19 protein-coding genes are annotated in these 15,419 nt (G+C 62.7%); 12 read left to right on the top strand and 7 right to left on the bottom strand.

Annotated features, from left to right (window positions below; translation table 11 throughout):
- Nucleotides 1-32: 32 nt before the first annotated feature.
- From DQW91_RS06050 to DQW91_RS06030, 5 genes are all read left to right on the top strand, one after another.
- A complete protein-coding gene (locus DQW91_RS06050) occupies nt 33-1,079 on the top strand; it encodes an extensin-like domain-containing protein (protein WP_342633211.1) in 1,047 nt (348 codons plus the stop codon).
- 85 nt (nt 1,080-1,164) lie between these two features.
- Nucleotides 1,165-1,596: a hypothetical protein gene (locus DQW91_RS06045; protein WP_112662693.1), complete on the top strand. Its 432-nt coding sequence runs from the start codon at nt 1,165-1,167 to the stop codon at nt 1,594-1,596.
- Nucleotides 1,596-2,258, top strand: coding sequence for a ribonuclease T2 family protein (locus DQW91_RS06040; protein WP_245410939.1), 663 nt, complete (start codon nt 1,596-1,598; stop codon nt 2,256-2,258). The genes DQW91_RS06045 and DQW91_RS06040 overlap by 1 nt, the downstream gene beginning before the upstream one ends.
- A 4-nt stretch (nt 2,259-2,262) precedes the next feature.
- On the top strand, nt 2,263-3,111 hold the full coding sequence (locus DQW91_RS06035) for a 23S rRNA (adenine(2030)-N(6))-methyltransferase RlmJ (RefSeq protein ID WP_112662691.1): 849 nt from the start codon (nt 2,263-2,265) through the stop codon (nt 3,109-3,111).
- 206 nt (nt 3,112-3,317) lie between these two features.
- Nucleotides 3,318-3,923, top strand: a complete 606-nt coding sequence (locus DQW91_RS06030) for a glutathione S-transferase family protein (protein ID WP_112662690.1) — start codon at nt 3,318-3,320, stop codon at nt 3,921-3,923.
- 58 nt (nt 3,924-3,981) lie between these two features.
- Here DQW91_RS06030 and DQW91_RS06025 read toward each other — a convergent pair whose 3' ends face one another.
- On the bottom strand, nt 3,982-4,686 hold the full coding sequence (locus tag DQW91_RS06025; protein WP_112662928.1) for an outer membrane protein: 705 nt from the start codon (nt 4,684-4,686) through the stop codon (nt 3,982-3,984).
- A 248-nt stretch (nt 4,687-4,934) separates the two neighbouring features.
- Between DQW91_RS06025 and DQW91_RS06020 the strand changes: the two genes are divergently transcribed.
- Nucleotides 4,935-5,723 carry an SDR family oxidoreductase gene (locus DQW91_RS06020; protein ID WP_112662689.1) on the top strand — a complete coding sequence of 263 codons (789 nt, stop codon included), beginning with the start codon at nt 4,935-4,937 and terminating at the stop codon, nt 5,721-5,723.
- On the opposite strand, the gene pgeF is transcribed toward DQW91_RS06020, so the two are convergent.
- The 3 genes from pgeF to lgt are packed head-to-tail and all read right to left on the bottom strand — an operon-like array spanning nt 5,713 to nt 8,434.
- On the bottom strand, nt 5,713-6,492 hold the full coding sequence (gene pgeF, locus DQW91_RS06015) for a peptidoglycan editing factor PgeF (RefSeq protein ID WP_112662688.1): 780 nt from the start codon (nt 6,490-6,492) through the stop codon (nt 5,713-5,715). The genes DQW91_RS06020 and pgeF overlap by 11 nt on opposite strands.
- A 5-nt stretch (nt 6,493-6,497) precedes the next feature.
- The gene (locus DQW91_RS06010; RefSeq protein WP_112662687.1) at nt 6,498-7,586 is read right to left on the bottom strand and encodes a class I SAM-dependent methyltransferase; all 1,089 of its coding nucleotides are present in this window, start codon (nt 7,584-7,586) and stop codon (nt 6,498-6,500) included.
- On the bottom strand, nt 7,583-8,434 hold the full coding sequence (lgt, locus tag DQW91_RS06005; protein WP_112662686.1) for a prolipoprotein diacylglyceryl transferase: 852 nt from the start codon (nt 8,432-8,434) through the stop codon (nt 7,583-7,585). Before lgt ends, DQW91_RS06010 begins: the two co-directional genes overlap by 4 nt.
- Nucleotides 8,435-8,584: 150 nt before the next feature.
- Between lgt and DQW91_RS06000 the strand changes: the two genes are divergently transcribed.
- The 5 genes from DQW91_RS06000 (at nt 8,585) to DQW91_RS05980 (ending at nt 11,712) form a co-directional block, all read left to right on the top strand.
- Nucleotides 8,585-8,836 carry an accessory factor UbiK family protein gene (locus tag DQW91_RS06000; RefSeq protein WP_112662685.1) on the top strand — a complete coding sequence of 84 codons (252 nt, stop codon included), beginning with the start codon at nt 8,585-8,587 and terminating at the stop codon, nt 8,834-8,836.
- A gap of 270 nt (nt 8,837-9,106) precedes the next feature.
- Nucleotides 9,107-9,607 carry a type III secretion system chaperone family protein gene (locus DQW91_RS05995; RefSeq protein WP_112662927.1) on the top strand — a complete coding sequence of 167 codons (501 nt, stop codon included), beginning with the start codon at nt 9,107-9,109 and terminating at the stop codon, nt 9,605-9,607.
- Between the two features lie 121 nt (nt 9,608-9,728).
- Nucleotides 9,729-10,556 carry a pyrroline-5-carboxylate reductase gene (gene proC, locus DQW91_RS05990; RefSeq protein WP_112662684.1) on the top strand — a complete coding sequence of 276 codons (828 nt, stop codon included), beginning with the start codon at nt 9,729-9,731 and terminating at the stop codon, nt 10,554-10,556.
- A gap of 62 nt (nt 10,557-10,618) precedes the next feature.
- Nucleotides 10,619-11,332, top strand: a complete 714-nt coding sequence (locus tag DQW91_RS05985; RefSeq protein ID WP_198411799.1) for a TetR/AcrR family transcriptional regulator — start codon at nt 10,619-10,621, stop codon at nt 11,330-11,332.
- Nucleotides 11,333-11,352: 20 nt separating this feature from the next.
- A complete protein-coding gene (locus DQW91_RS05980) occupies nt 11,353-11,712 on the top strand; it encodes a tRNA-binding protein (protein ID WP_112662683.1) in 360 nt (119 codons plus the stop codon).
- A gap of 6 nt (nt 11,713-11,718) precedes the next feature.
- On the opposite strand, the gene DQW91_RS05975 is transcribed toward DQW91_RS05980, so the two are convergent.
- Genes DQW91_RS05975 through DQW91_RS05965 form a run of 3 tightly spaced genes read right to left on the bottom strand, consistent with a single transcriptional unit; the run spans nt 11,719 to nt 14,296 of the window.
- The gene (locus DQW91_RS05975) at nt 11,719-13,077 is read right to left on the bottom strand and encodes an ATP-binding protein (protein ID WP_112662682.1); all 1,359 of its coding nucleotides are present in this window, start codon (nt 13,075-13,077) and stop codon (nt 11,719-11,721) included.
- Entirely contained in the window at nt 13,074-13,793 is a 720-nt protein-coding gene (locus DQW91_RS05970; RefSeq protein ID WP_112662681.1) for a response regulator, read from the bottom strand. The genes DQW91_RS05975 and DQW91_RS05970 overlap by 4 nt, the downstream gene beginning before the upstream one ends.
- A 14-nt stretch (nt 13,794-13,807) precedes the next feature.
- Entirely contained in the window at nt 13,808-14,296 is a 489-nt protein-coding gene (locus DQW91_RS05965) for a MarR family winged helix-turn-helix transcriptional regulator (RefSeq protein ID WP_112662680.1), read from the bottom strand.
- 195 nt (nt 14,297-14,491) lie between these two features.
- Between DQW91_RS05965 and DQW91_RS05960 the strand changes: the two genes are divergently transcribed.
- On the top strand, nt 14,492-15,379 hold the full coding sequence (locus DQW91_RS05960; RefSeq protein ID WP_112662679.1) for a branched-chain amino acid aminotransferase: 888 nt from the start codon (nt 14,492-14,494) through the stop codon (nt 15,377-15,379).
- Nucleotides 15,380-15,419: the final 40 nt, after the last annotated feature.

The following is a 15,419-nucleotide window of genomic DNA, read 5'->3' as shown; positions in this document are numbered from 1 at the left end:
CGCGTTGACGGGTTGTTTACGCAATAGGGTTCATGGTCCCGCCCATGCGTCGTGGGTTAGTTGCGTTTTTTGCCCTCACGTTAGTGGGATTGGGCATCACCGGTTGCGGGCTGTTTCGTTTCGAACAGCGCGAACCCTGGCGCACGCAAGCTGAAGAGGCTTGCCTGTCGCAGCAAATGGTCACCCAGACTGCCTACATGTCTCTCAGCTCGAAGATCAACGGCCCCGGCGCCTGCGGCATGGACTATCCGTTCAAGGTCGCGGCCTTCTCGGAGGGGTCGGTCGGGTTGAAGTCCAAGGTCACGCTGGCCTGCCCGATCATCCCGCAAATCGATACCTGGCTCGAAGAAGTCGTGAAGCCCGCCGCCGTTATGTATTTCGGCGTGCCGCTCGCCGATCTGAAGGCGGGCAGCTACTCCTGCCGCCCGCGCAACAACCAATACGGCGCGAAGACCTCCGAGCATGCCTTCGGCAACGCAATGGACGTGATGGCCTTCGCCCTCGCGGATGGCCGCGAGGTCACCGTCGCCAAGGGATGGAAGGGCGACGCCTCCGAGCAGGAGTTCCTGCGCGAGGTTTTCGTCGGGGCCTGCCGCCATTTCACCACCGTCCTCGGGCCGGGCGCGGATCCGTTCCATTACGACCATCTGCACCTTGACCTCGCGCGCCATAACCCGCGTGGGGACCGCTCCATCTGCAAGCCCATCATCAAGTTCATGCCGCGCATCGATCCGGAGAATGCCAAGAAGATCCTGATGAGCGCCAGCGCCGGAGCCGACTTGCCCGCCACCGATGTGGAAGAGGATCTGCCGGTGGAAGGCGCGCCGATGCCGCCGCGCTCTTCGGCCCCCGCGCCGCAGCCTCAACTTGCCATCGGCTCCCGTCCGGTGGCGAATGAGGGCTTTCCCGCCGATTTGCCGCCGCCCGGGGGCGCCTATGCGCGGCCTGCGCCGGTTCCTGCACCTGCCCCTGCGCCATTTCCCGCGCCGCGGCCCAACCAGACTTATGCCGCGCCGTTGCCGCTCAGGCCTCCGGCGGCGGCGCAATCGCACCTGTCGACTGAGCAGGGGATCTACTAGAGGTTTGGTCGCTTCGAGCCTTGACCTTCGGCGCGACTACTCACATGGTCCTCAAAAGATTTGAGAATCTGCACGGAGCAGTAAAATGAAATGGCTGGCGGCTCTGATGTCTTGCGCAATGCTGAGCACCCCGGTGCTTGCCCGCGAGATTACGCCCGCGGAAGAGCGCGATAGTTCCTACACCGCGAGCCTGCCGGCCTGCGAGGACCCTCTGGTTCTCTACAGCGTGGCCAACAGGTTCTCCCGGAAGGAGGCCCGCTTCTGGAATTCGCCCCTCGAGATCGTGCAGTTCGAGGGCGTTCGGCAGGAAGCCTGGCGTCCGTGGGGCCTGGACTATATCCCCCGCCGCTTCTGCACCGGCACGGTTCTCATCTCGGATGGCAGCCGGCACCGGATCGACTTCTCGATCCGTAAGGACCTCGACTTCATCGGGGTCTCCTGGGGAACCGAGGCGTGCGTCGAAGGGTTTGATCGCAATTATGCGTACGCCCCTCAATGCAAGCAGGCCCAGCCTTGATCGATAGAGCGCGCCGAGCCCTCTTCGGCGCGCTCCTGGCTTTAGCGTCTCCCGCCTTCGCTCAGGATCTTGAGCAGCGCGGCGCGCCTGCGGGGCAGTTTGACTTCTATGTACTCGCGCTTTCCTGGTCGCCCGGCTTTTGCGAATTGTCGGGGGGTGCCAAAAAGCGCGATCAATGCAACTCCGGTCGCGGGCTGAGTTTTGTCGTGCACGGCCTCTGGCCGCAGAACGAGCAGGACTATCCGGTTTTTTGCGAGCCCAGCGGACGCTTTGTTCCCCGCATGGCGCTTGAGGAAGCGCAGGGCGTTTTTCCGGAGGAGGGGCTCGCGCGTTACGAATGGCGCAAGCACGGCACCTGTTCCGGTGTCAGCCCGTCCGAATATTTCCGCCTCGTCCGGCAGGCGCGTGATCGGGTTCGCATCCCGGAGAGCTTCACGAAGGTCACGTCCGATGTGAAAACGATGCCGATGGAAATCGAGCGCGTCTTCATGGAGGCCAATCCCGGACTTCGTCAGGATATGATGGCGGTTTCCTGCAAGCGGCGCGTGCTCGAGGAAGTCCGCATTTGCCTCGACCGGGATTTGCGGCAGTTTCGCCAATGCCCGGGCGTCGATCGCGCCGGGTGCCGATACGGGGATGTCGTCATCCCGGCTTTGCGATAGGGCCATGAATTACAGGCACGCCTTTCACGCCGGCAACTTCGCCGATGTCATGAAGCATGCGCTGCTGGTGCGCATCCTGTGCTACCTGCAGCGCAAGGAAACGCCGCTGCGCGTCATCGACACGCATGCAGGCATCGGCCTTTACGATCTCACAGGCGACGAGGCTGGGCGCACGGGCGAGTGGATCGACGGGATCGGCAGGCTCGACGAGCCCTTCGCGCAAAACGTCGAAGAGCTTCTCGCGCCCTATCGGCGCGTCGTCAGCGACGTGCGGGCGCGGCACGGGCAGAACACCTATCCCGGTTCGCCCGCCATCATTCGCGAGTTGCTGCGGCGGCAGGACAAGGGCGTTTTCGTCGAGCTGCACCCCGCCGACAATGCGGTTCTCTCTGCGCGCTTCAACGAAGTCGCCAATCTGAAGGTTCTTCATCTCGATGGATGGACCGCGCTTCACGCGCTGATCCCGCCGAAGGAGAAGCGCGGCCTCGTTCTGATCGATCCGCCTTTTGAAAAGCCGAATGAGTTGGAGCGCCTTGGAACTGAGATCCTTGCCGCTTTGCGCAAATGGCCGACGGGCGTTTATGCCGGATGGTATCCCATCAAGGACGCCGCGCCGGTCGATGCGCTGTTCGAGCGACTGCAGGCGGAGTGTCCGCGTCCGGGCCTGCGACTCGAGCTCATGGTGGACGATCCGCGCGATCCGACGCGGCTCAACGGGAGCGGCCTTCTCATCGTCAATCCTTATTGGACCTTGCGGGAGGAGGCCGAGATTCTCTTGCCCGCATTGGCGGAGCGGCTCTCACGCCAGGGGTATGGCGCATACCGTTGCGAGGCGTTCGGTCCGCCCGCCTAGAGCATGATCAGAACAAGTGGGAACCGGTTGTTCGCCTTAGATCATGCGGCAATAAAGGAAACGAGAGGCTGATCGTGTTTCAAGAGACACGATCAGCCTCTAGAGTGGATGCTTACCCGGATAACCTCAGGGGGGCGACCATATCCGGCCTTGCGGCGGGCCTTCACATTGTTCATGACAAGGCACCCGTTCCCTTGAGGTGCTCCATGCTGGTTCTTCGCTCGTCGCCCACTTCGCCCTTCGGCCGCAAGGTCAAGATCGCCGCCGAACTTCTCGGCCTTCTCGACCGGATCGAAATCGTCCCCGCAGATACCAATGATCCCGCCGACAGCCTGCGCGAACAGAACCCTTTGGGCAAAATCCCGGCGCTGGTTTTGGAGAACGGCGAGGCGCTCTATGACTCGCGCGTGATCGTCGAGTATCTCGATTTCGTGGCCGGTGGCGGCAAGATCATCCCGGCTGGCCTCGATCGCTTCAAGGCGCTGCGCGAGCAGGCGCTGGCCGACGGCATCATGGATGCGGCTTTGCTGCAGGTTTACGAGGGGCGCTTTCGTGCACCCGAGAAGCACGAGCCGAAATGGGTGGAGCATCAGGCTGCGAAGGTCGAGCGCGGTCTTGCCTATGCGGAAAAGACGCTCTCCGCGCCCGCACCGCAGCTTCATATCGGTCACATCACGCTCGCCTGTGCGCTCGGCTACCTCGATCTGCGCATGGGCGGCGAATGGCGCAAGACACATCCAAAGCTCGTGGCGTGGCTCGTCGATTTCGAGGCGCGCGTGCCCGCCTTCGAGCATACGAAACTGAAGTCCTGATCAAACAAAAGGCCCGGTGTTTCCACCGGGCCTTTTTCCTTCGCGATAGCGATGGATTTTAGTAGCTGTTGAACTTGTAGTTCAGGCCAGCGCGCACAACGCCGAACTCGGTGTTGCCGTTGTTGCCGAACGCGACGTTGTTCAGCAGGAGGTTGTCGTTGCCGCGGTCGAGATTGACGTAGAGGCCTTCGAGCTTCGCAGTCAGGTTGTTGGTGAAGGCGTACTCGACACCGCCGCCGACCGTCCAGCCGCCGTTCGAGCTGCTGCTGAAGCTGTTGCCAGCCACATCGCCGTAAGCGAAACCGCCGGTGGCGTAGATGAGAGCGCGGTCGAACGCATAACCGGCGCGCACGCGCACGGTGCCGAAGTAGTTGTCGCTGCTGTTGTTGTTGAAGCCGAGAACAGCCCCGTTCCCAACAAACACAGCATTGTTGTTGTTGCCGCCGATGTCGGCGTACTGGATATCGGTTTCAGCACCGATGACGAACTGGCCGATCTGATAGTTGTATCCGATCTGACCGCCGCCGACGAAGCCACCGTCGTTGTTCGAGCTGACGAAGCCGATGCCCGGAACGAACACGTTATCGTTGTTCGTGTTCCAGCCGTAACCGGCGTTCACGCCGACGTAGAAGCCGGTCCAGGTGAAGGCCGGGACGACCGGAACAATGGGGGCCGGTGCTACTTTGCGAGCGGGGAGGTCCGCAGCAGCGGCAGCTCCGACAAGACCGACGAGCGCAACGCCGGCGAGAAGAATCTTCTTCATGGTCTCCATTCCTATCGTTGTCTGATCCGGAGCATGGGAGCCCCGGAAGACTTACAAGCACCTTATAAAGCGATTGCCGCACGAGAGCTGTTGCCCGCCTATCACAGCGCTTGAGGGCACCATGGCGGCTTTATGGCAGCAATGTGTGTGCCTTCCCCTTGTGGCATCGCTAGGGTTCAACGCTGAGCTTCGCGAGTGGTTCGATCTCAGGATGCAAAAAGTCGGCTTCTGCCGTAAGTTGAAAACCTATGCGGTATAAAGGCAACAGTGAGGAGCAAGGGGTGGACAAGATCGCCTTGGTGACGGGCGGAGCCCGCCGGATCGGCAGGAGCATTGTCCTAAAACTGGCTGCGGAAGGGTATTCTGTCGCCATCCATTGCCACAATTCACTCACCGAGGCGGAGGAACTCGCCACCCGCATCGCTGGGTCCGGTGGCAGGGCGACCGTGGTTCGCGCGAATCTCCGGGAGCCGCGCGAAGTGGCCAGAATCGTTCCTGAGGCCGTTCGGGCGCTCGGTCCGCTCACCCTTCTCGTCAACAATGCCTCGCTGTTCGAGCCTGATGAGCTGCTCACTCTCGAGGATGAAAGTTGGGATCGCCATTTCGCTGCGAACCTGCGTGCTCCGGTTTTTCTGGCGCGGGATTTCGCGCGTCAGCTGCCTCAGGATCGCGAGGGTTCCATCGTCAACATCATCGACCAGCGAGTGTGGAAGCCGACGCCACATTTCTTCTCGTATGGGCTCACGAAGGCGGCCCTCTTTTCCGCGACGCAAACGATGGCGCAGGCTCTCGCGCCGCGCATCCGCGTCAACGCGGTCGGCCCCGGTCCGACGCTGACGGGGGAGCGCCAGAGCGAGGAGGATTTCGCCCGCCAGAGCGCCAGCGTGCTGCTCGGCCATGGCGGGACGCCGGCGGAGATCGCCGAGGCGGTTCTTTATCTCGCGCGGGCGCGCAGCGTCACCGGCCAGATGATCGCGGTGGATGGTGGCCAGCATCTCGCCTGGGAGACGCCGGACGTCGTTGGCATCAAAGAATGAGCGGACTCGGTAGAAGCGTGATCGCCGAAATCAGACGGCCGTAATCCGGCTCCTTGCGGTGAGTGGTGCGCCGGTAGCTGTAAAAGCGCCCCTCGTCGGAATAGGTGCACAGGCCAAGATCCGCGAATTCGCCGATGCCGGCGGCCTCTAGGCGTGCGCCGATATAGGCGGGCAGGTCGAACTGCGCATGGCCCTCGCGAATGCTAGGCACGAAGAAGCGCCGGTTGTCAGCATCGTGCTCGGCAAAACGCTCGACGAAATCGGCACCCACTTCATAAGCCGCCTGGCTGATGGTCGGGCCCAGGACCGCGACGATGCTTTCGCGATCCGCGCCGAGATTTTCCATCGCGCCGATCGTCGCTTCGAGAACGCCGGTCAGCGCGCCCTTCCAGCCCGCATGCGCCGCGCCGATGACACCGGTTTCCGGATCGCAGAACAGTACCGGGCCGCAATCGGCCGTCGAGATGCCGAGGGCAAGGCCTGGAACATTCGTCACCATAGCGTCGGCCTTCGGGCGCTCTCCCGTCCACGGGCCTTCGACCGTGACGACATCGGCGGAATGAACCTGATAGAGGCTCAACAGGGCGCTTCCCACATCGAGATCGGCGGCCATGCGGCGGCGGTTTTCCGCGATATTGGCCGGATCGTCCGAGGAACCGAGACCGCCGTTCAGGGAAGCGTAGATGCCCTGTGAGACGCCGCCCTGCCGCGTGAAGAAAGCGTGCTTGATGTTCGGGTAGGAGGCGAGTTCTGGCGCTTCGATGAACATGGCTCTTAAGATTCCGCCTTTGAAAAACGCCCCTTCGGCAATCCGGGCACGGCTTCAAGATCGGGATGGCTTAGGGCCAAAACCTTAAAAAGCTCACCCATGCCCTTTTCGCCCGGCTCCGTCAGACGCCGGACGGCGCTGTCGATATCGGCCGCCTGTTGCTCGGTGGCGCGCTGCTTCAACGAACGCGCCCGCGTTTCGATCCCTAAAGCCGTCAGGAATGCAGCCTGCGTCACCGGTCCGTGGAAACTTGCTCCGCCGTCGATGCCAGCTTTGGCCAGCCAGTGAAAATCCACGTGGGTCGTCAGGTCGGCCTCGCCGGGCTCATGCAGCGGATCGACATAAGCGTGCCGGTGCAGCGCCTGCAGCGTGTCGCCGAAGGCAGGCCCCCAATAGCCGTAATCGATGAAGAGAGCTGCACCGCCATCGCTTGAAAGCCGCCGCGCGAGTGTGCCGGCGATGCCGATGGAGGCGGTTGGAATCTCGAGCACATCGCCGAGCCGATGCGGCGCTTGCGTCAATGTTCTTTCCGGCTCGGCGCTCAGGCCGAAGGTCAGGCCTGCATCGCTGAGGCCGACGAGGCGCTCGCACCAGCCGCGCTCGGTCGCAATGTATTGCCGCACGGGGAGGGCGTCGAAAAACTCATTGGCGAAAATGATCGCGGGGCCTGCCGGAGCATCCTCGACGCGGTCGTGCCAGAACACTGCAACGCCGGAGGGCGCGAGCGCCGCGCGCTGGCGTTCACGTAAAGTAGGGCTCGTCTCGATGAAATGGACGCTCAGCGCGGCTTTGAAGGCGGGCAGCACTTTCGCGGCGCGCAACGCGTCGGCCATGAGCGTCCCGCGGCCGGGGCCGAGTTCGATCAGGCGGCACTGCGAAGGACTACCCATCGCCATCCAGACCTCGGCGGCCCAGAGGCCCAGGAGCTCGCCGAAAATCTGGCTGATCTCCGGCGCGGTCGTGAAATCGCCGCGCGCGCCGAGCGGATCGCGGGTGGCGTAATAGTGCTGAAGGCAGAGGCTCATGTAGCGCTCGATGGTGACCGGTCCTTCGAGGGCGATCAACTCGCGCAAGTGAGCCTCGATCCCGCTCACGCCGATGCCTTGGTCTTGCCGCGCGCGGCAGCCCACATCAGGCCGAGGCCGAGGAGGGCGAGCGGGAGCGAGAGCACCATGCCCATCGTGATGCCCCCGCCAAGGAACTGGAACGCAGAGCCGAACAGGAAGCCCAGTTGCGCATCGGGCTCGCGGAAGAACTCGCAGACGATGCGCGCAAGCGCATAGCCCACGACGAACAAACCGCTGAGAAGGCCGGGGCGGCGGAAGCCGAAGCGGTTCACCGCAACGGCCATGATGACGAACAGGATCAGGCCTTCGCCAAACGCCTCATAAAGCTGGCTCGGGTGGCGGGGCAGGGGGCCGGCATGGGGGAAGATGACGGCATAAGGAAAATCCGGCGCGGGGCGGCCCCAAAGCTCGCCATTGATGAAGTTTGCGATGCGCCCGAAAAAGAGGCCGATGGGGGCCACGACCGAGGCGAGGTCGAGGACCGACAGGGCGTTCAGCCCGCGTCTGCGGGCGAAAAGGATGATCGCCAGCGTCGCGCCGATCAGGCCGCCGTGGAACGACATGCCGCCATGCCAGATGGCGAAGATCTCCAGAGGCTCGGCCAGATAGGCACTGAGATTGTAAAACAGCACGTAGCCGGTGCGCCCGCCGAGGACGACGCCCAGCGCCGCCCAGACGATGAGATCGTCGATGTCGATGGGCTTCGGCTGGGGCAGGGGCGTCCACAGGGCTGCCTTGGCCGCGAGCCGCTTGGCATAGAACCAGCCGCCGAGGAGCCCGACGATGTAGGCCAGCGCGTACCAGCGGATCGCGAGCGGCCCGATGGAAATGACCACGGGATCGATGGCGGGGAAGGGAATCGCGAAAAGGGGCATATCAACCTGTTCGTAAGCGCGCTGCCATTGGACCGAGTGGGAAGAAACCGTCAACCCTGTTGCAGTTTCGCGGGAAAGCGACCACATGATGATGGAGACTTTTTCCGCGCCGGAACGTGTTTTTCGCCGCTTTTTTCGATGGATTGACCGATGTCCCAGACCTCCAGCAGGATTTTCGATGAAATCGCCCGCCTGGCGACCGATGCCGCCGGCGCTGCCCAGGGCGTCAAGCGCGAGGTCGAGACCGTCGCGAAGGCCCAGATCGAGCGCCTCATCAAGGACATGGACGTGGCAAGCCGCGAGGAGGTCGAGGTCCTGCGCGAGATGGTGCTGGCCGCGCGCGAAGAAAACGAGCGGCTGAGCGCCCGCCTGAAGGCGCTCGAGGATCGACTCGGCCAGTAATGGCAAGCCGGCCCCTGTCGAAAGTCTATATGTATCCAACGTAGACCTGCCATGTGGCGGGCCGTTGTGGACAGGTGAAGCAAGCGCATTGTGAGGCCGGCTAAAATCCTGGACTGTCGAGTTGTGAGCCGATTCGTGTTCGGAGCGTGATTCATCTGCCAAAAGTTCAAGGTTTGACAGGGAAATACGCTTCAGAAAGGTCGCGAAAAGGCAATTCTGTTGCAAGGGGCCTTTTCGGCCTTGTGCTTGCTTGAGACAATCTGGGTCGACATGTCCTTGCTACCTCTCGAAATTGACCGCGCCGAGCACCCTCTCGACATCGTTGAGAGGCTGGCTTCCCTGCGCGATTGGATCTTCGACCGGGCCGACGACGATGAGATGTCGATCACCATCGACGGCACATGGTGCGAGTTCAATGTCGCCTTCACCTGGCTCGAAGACGTCGAGGCGCTTCATGTGGCCTGCGCCTTCGACCTGAAGGTCTCCACGCGCCGTCGCCGGGAGGTTCTCGATCTCATCGCGCGGATCAACGAACAATTGTGGATTGGCCATTTCGACCTTTGGTCGACGGGCAACGTGGTGATGTTCCGCCACGGGCTCCTGCTCGCCGGCGGCGCGGAGCCGACGCAGCGCCAGTGCGAGACCATGCTCAAGGTCGCGGTCGAGGCGTGCGAGCGCTACTATCAGGCGTTCCAGTTCGTGATGTGGGGCGGCAAGTCTGCGCAGGAAGCGCTGGACTGCGTTCTGTTCGAAACGGAAGGCGAGGCCTGACAAAGCACGATCCGGCGAAGTGGGCACCGGTTCGCCGAAGAGACCGTCGTTCAGGGCAATCTCGACAGGGCGTGACGGAGGTGGAATAGATACGCCTCCTCACCTTACCCGATAGGTTGCCATGTCCGCTCAAGCCTCCGCTCTTCCCTCATCGCTCGTTCTCGTCGGCGCTGGAAAAATGGGCGGCGCGATGCTGGAAGGATGGCTTGCTGTCGGCATGCCGGGCTCTGCCCTTACGGTCGTCGATCCGCGCCCTTCCGACGAGATGGCGCATCTTTGCGCGGCGCGTGGCATCGCACTCAACCCCACGACGGTGAAGCCGCCTGCGGTTCTGGTTTTCGCGATCAAGCCGCAGATGCTCGATGACGCTGCGCCCGCGATCAACGCATGGCTTTCTCCCGAGACGCTCATCGTCTCGGTCCTCGCAGGCAAGACCATCGGCAACCTTCTCGACAAGCTGCCGAACGCCAGGGCGGTGGTCCGCGCAATGCCGAACCTTCCAGCGAGCATCGGGCGCGGCGCGACGGGGGCTGCCGCCAACGGCCACGTCAGCACGGCGCAGAAAGCGACAGCCGATGCGCTTTTACGCGCGGTCGGCATTGTCGAATGGCTCCCTTCGGAAGATCTCATCGACGCCGTGACGGCGGTTTCCGGTTCCGGCCCCGCTTATGTGTTCCATCTCGTCGAATGCCTTGCCGAGGCCGGTGCGGCAGCCGGTCTTCCGGCGGACCTTGCGGCACGTCTCGCACGGGCCACGGTGACAGGCGCGGGAGAGCTTCTCCTGCAGAGTGATCTTTCACCCGCGACGCTTCGTCAGAACGTCACGTCACCCGGCGGAACGACGGCGGCGGCGCTCGAAGTTCTGATGGCCGATCCTGGCGGATTAAAAGCTCTCATGCGTGAGGCCGTCGCCGCTGCAAAGCGTCGCGCTGAGGAGCTTGCGGGCTGACGCGCGATGGCAAACGCCCGGCACGATCCTAGATGAGAAGCAAAGCTCTTCTGGAGGACGCCATGACGACAGAAGTTCCGACACCTTCCGCTGGATCGAAGAAAGAGGCCATCGTTCACGCTCTCATGCGGCTTGCCGCCGAACGCACCTGGAGTGAGATCGAGATCACCCATATCGCGCGCGCCGCCAATGTGAGCCTTGCGGAGTTCCGTGATCTCTTTCCCTCAAAGGGCGCCGTTCTCGAAGCCTTTTCGCGCATGATCGACCGGCAGGTTCTCGATGCGACGACCTCCGAACTTGCGGCAGAGCCCGCGCGCGAACGGATTTTCGATGTGATGATGCGCCGGCTTGATGCGCTCACGCCCTATAAGCGTGCACTGAAGCGCATCGCGCACGGTTTCGATCTCGATCCTTTCGCGCTCGCGGCCCTCAACCGTTCAGCCGTCAACTCACAGCGATTCATGCTTGCTGCTGCGGCCGTTCCAACGGAAGGGGCGCTCGGCGGCTTGAAACTTCAAGGCGCGGCCATCGTCTTCGCGAAGACGATGCGGACCTGGCTTCGTGACGATGATCCCGCTCTTGCGCGCACCATGGCGCGGCTCGATCGGGAATTGAGGCGAGGGGAGCGCTTTCTTCAAGGGGCTGACGATTTCTGCCGGTTGACAGCGCCTTTCCGCGCACTGGGCCGCGCTTGCTTCAGACCGGGATACCGGCATGATGAAACCCGGGGTCGCGGGAAGGATGGCGAAGCGAGCAATCCGGCGTCGGCGATCTAAAAAAATTCTGCGGGGGCGAGATGGATCATGAGACGGCGGCCGCGCCGACAATTACGTTCGACGATTTTCTCAAGGTCGATATCCGCGTCGGGCAGATCGTTGCGGCAGAGCCGTTTCCAGAAGCGCGCAAGCCAGCGTTCAAGCTGACCATCGATTTCGGGCCTGAGATCGGCATCAAGCGGTCGTCGGCGCAGATTACGGTGAACCACACTCTCGAAGGCCTCGTCGGCCAACAGGTTCTCGCGGTCGTGAATTTTCCGCCCCGACAGATCGGCCCGTTCATATCGCAGGTTTTGACGCTCGGCGTGCCCGATGCAAATGGCGACGTGATGCTGATCCGCCCCGACCGTGGCGTGCCTGTCGGCGGCAGGCTTTACTGAGGTTCATCAGGCCGGCAGGCGAACCGTTGCGCGCAAGCCCCCCAAGGGACTGTCGCCGAGAATGATGTCGCCGCCATGCGCTCGCGCGATGTCGCGCGCGATGGCAAGGCCAAGGCCTGAGCCGCCCTCATCCTGATTGCGCGCCTCATCGAGCCGGAAGAACGGCTTGAACACTTCGTCGCGCATTTCGGGCGAAATGCCGGGGCCGTCGTCGTCAACATGAAGCACGAGCCAGCGCGTCTCGTGGTTGGCGGAAATCTCGATGGTGTCGCCGTGCCGCGCCGCGTTGGCGACGAGGTTGAAGAGAAGCCTGCGGAAGGCATCGATACGGACCGTGATATTCGGATCGCCGACGACGTCCAGCGTTGTCATGTGTCCCTGGCGCTCCGCGTCTGATTGCACTTCGCCAAGCAGCTCGCGCAGATCCGTGGTCACTGCCTGCTCGCCGGTGTCGCCGCGCGCGAAGGAGAGATAGCCTTCGAGCATGCGGCTCATCTCGTCCACGTCGCGCTTCAGGTCCTCGATTTCCGGCGTCTGCTTCATCAAGGCGAGGGACAGCTTGAAGCGCGTGAGAATTGTGCGCAGGTCGTGGCTGACACCGTTCAGCATCGTCGTACGCTGTTCGATGCTGCGCTCGATGCGGCGCTTCATCTCGATGAACGCATGACCGGCCTGACGCACCTCGCGCGCCCCGCGCGGGCGGAATTCGATCTCACGCCCTTTACCGAGAGCCTCCGCCGCTTCCGCAAGTTTCAGGATCGGGCGGATCTGGTTGCGCAGGAAGAGAATGGCGATGCCGAGCAGGACGAGGGAGGATGCTCCCATCCACACCAGGAAGATATGCGAGTTCGACGCATAGGCCTGGCTGCGCCGCGCGAGAACGCGCATCACGTCGCGATTGTCCAGCTTGACGCGGATCTCGATGTAGTTCGAGCGCCCGACCGTATCCATCCAATAGGGGCGGTCGATCTGCCGACGCAACTCGTCGGAGAGCGTTTCATCGAGAATGGAAAAGAAGGGCTTCGGACCCGGTGGAGGCAGATCGGTGTCGTGCAGGATGTCGACATCGAGCTGGAGCCTGTCGGACGCGATGCGCGACAGCGTCTCCGCATCGCGATCCTGCGGATAGCTTTGATAGATATCGACCAAAGCCGCCACGTCGGCCGTGACGGCGGCAGAGAGGCGGCGCGTCACGAGCTGCCAATGCCGCTCCATGAAGACATAGGCGATGACCGACTGCAGCAGAACGACCGGCGCAATGATGATGATGAGCGAGCGCGCGTAAAGGCCCTTCGGCAACAAGTTGCCGAACCCGCGCATGACGCGGTCGATGAACGGGTACTTGAAGAAACGGCTGACTTTCATCGGTCGAGAACGAGACGGTAGCCGATCCCGCGCACTGTTTGCAGAAAGATCGGGTTGGCGGGGTCTTCCTCGATCTTGCGGCGCAGGCGGTTGATCTGCACGTCGACGGTGCGCTCGTTCGCGCCGAGGCCGTTGCCCGCCAGCTCCTCGCGCGCGACATTGCCGCCGGCGCGCTCGCCGAGGATGTTGAGAATTTCGCGCTCGCGTTCGGTGATCCGCACGAGCTCATCATCGCGCCGCAACTCGCCGCGGTCGAAGCGATAGGTGAAGGGGCCGAAGCGGATCTGATCGGGCGTCTCGCTCTCGGCCGCCACTGCCACCGGCACCGCACGCTTGAGAATGTTGCCGAGTCGCAAAAGGAGTTCACGCGGCTCGAAGGGTTTCGGAAGATAATCGTCGACGCCGATTTCGAGTCCCTTGACGCGATCGTCCGTGTCCGCGCGGGCGGTGAGCATCAGGATCGGGATCGGCGATTGGCTGCGCAGCGAGCGCGCATAATCGAAGCCGGACTCTCCCGGCATCATCACGTCGAGAACGAGCGCGTCGAACACGAAGTTTTCCGCCTTCGCCCGCGCCTCCGCGGCATTCGCCGCCGCCGTCACCCGGTACCCGTTCTCGCCGAGAAAACGCGCGAGAAGATCGCGCAGACGACGGTCGTCATCCACGACGAGAATGTGGGGGGCGTGATCGGGGATGTCGACGCGAGGTGCTTCCATGTCGGTTCTTAATGTCAGTTCTTGCCGCCGAAAACGAGCCGCTCCACATGCGCGCGATCGTCGGCATCGATCATACGCAAGAGATAGCCGCTGATGAGGCGCTTCGCGCCGGGGTCGAGATCGCCCATGGCGCGCATGATACGCTGGGTTTGGAGCTGAGAGAAACTCAAGGCGAGATCGTGCCCGGCCGCCGTCGTCTGCAGGTGCCTCTGGCGGCGGTCCGCCGTGCCCGTGCTGCTCGTGATGAAGCCCTTTTCGATGAGTTCCTTGAGGACCCGGTTGAGGCTCTGCTTCGTAATCCGCAGGATGTCGAGGAGTTCCGCAATGGTCAGCCCCGGTTGCCGGTCCACGAAGTGCAGCACCCGGTGATGGGCACGGCCAAAGCCGTACTCGGCGAGAATCCGGTCGGGATCGCTCACGAAGTCGCGGTAGGCGAAGAAGAAAAGCTCGATCAGGTCATAGGCCGGTGTCCCGGCGGCGGGGTCCGCGTCGGGCCTTTGCATTTTCAGAGCCTGGACTGTGTCTGGCACTATCCTCAATCCATTTTTAAGTCAGCCTTATTGACATATCTCAGGCCGATTGTTACTCGTCAAGCCGCTCCCGTGAAACGAATGAACCTTAAACGCCACGGAAGAGCATCGGAAATTTCAAAACCGGTGTTTTACGCCAAGCGACCTACAGTCCCAAGGAGACGACACATGTCCGCTACCCCCTTCGATCAACGTGATGGATGGATCTGGTATGACGGACAGATCGTACCGTGGAAAGACGCCAAAGTGCACGTTCTAACGCACGGTCTCCATTATGGGTCGGGCGTGTTCGAGGGCGAGCGTGCTTATGGCGGCGAGGTCTTCAAGTCGACCCAGCACTCCGAGCGCCTGAAGAAATCGGCCCAGATCCTCGATTTCGAGATTCCCTTCACCGTGGCTGAGATCGATGCGGCCAAGCGCCTTGTTCTGGAAAAGAACGGGCAGCGGGATGCCTATCTGCGCCCCGTCGCCTGGCGCGGCTCCGAGATGATGGGAGTTGCGGCCCAGCAGAACAAGATCCACCTCGCCATCGCGAGCTGGGAATGGCCGAGCTATTTCGACCCGGCCCAGAAGATGAAGGGCATCCGCATCGACATCGCGGATTACCGCCGCCCCGATCCGGCGACCGCGCCCTCCGCGGCCAAGGCTTCCGGCCTCTACATGATCTGCACCATCTCCAAGCATCGCGCGGAGCGTAAGGGCTATGCCGACGCGCTCATGTTCGACTGGCAGGGGCGCGTGGCGGAATGCACGGGCGCCAACGTGTTCTTCATCAAGGACGGTGCGGTGCATACCCCGATCGCCGATTGCTTCCTTGACGGCATCACCCGTCAGACGGTGATCGAACTCGCCAAGCGGCGCGGCTTTGCCGTGGCCGAGCGGCGCATCATGCCGGAGGAGCTCTCCTCCTTCACCGAGTGCTTCATCACCGGCACGGCGGCCGAGGTGACGCCGGTTTCCGAAATCGGGCCCTACAAGTTCCAGCCGGGCAACATGACCAAGATCCTCATGGACGATTACTCGTCCGAGGTTCTGCCGAAGGCCAGGGCGGCCTGATCGGCGAGGCCCACCACCGAAGCAGGCGGGTCTCAGCTTT

Source organism: Microvirga flavescens (genome assembly GCF_003290125.1).
Lineage (GTDB): Bacteria > Pseudomonadota > Alphaproteobacteria > Rhizobiales > Beijerinckiaceae > Microvirga > Microvirga flavescens.
The sequence above is the reverse complement of the archived record's forward strand: the minus strand, read 5'-3'. Positions and strand labels throughout refer to the sequence as shown.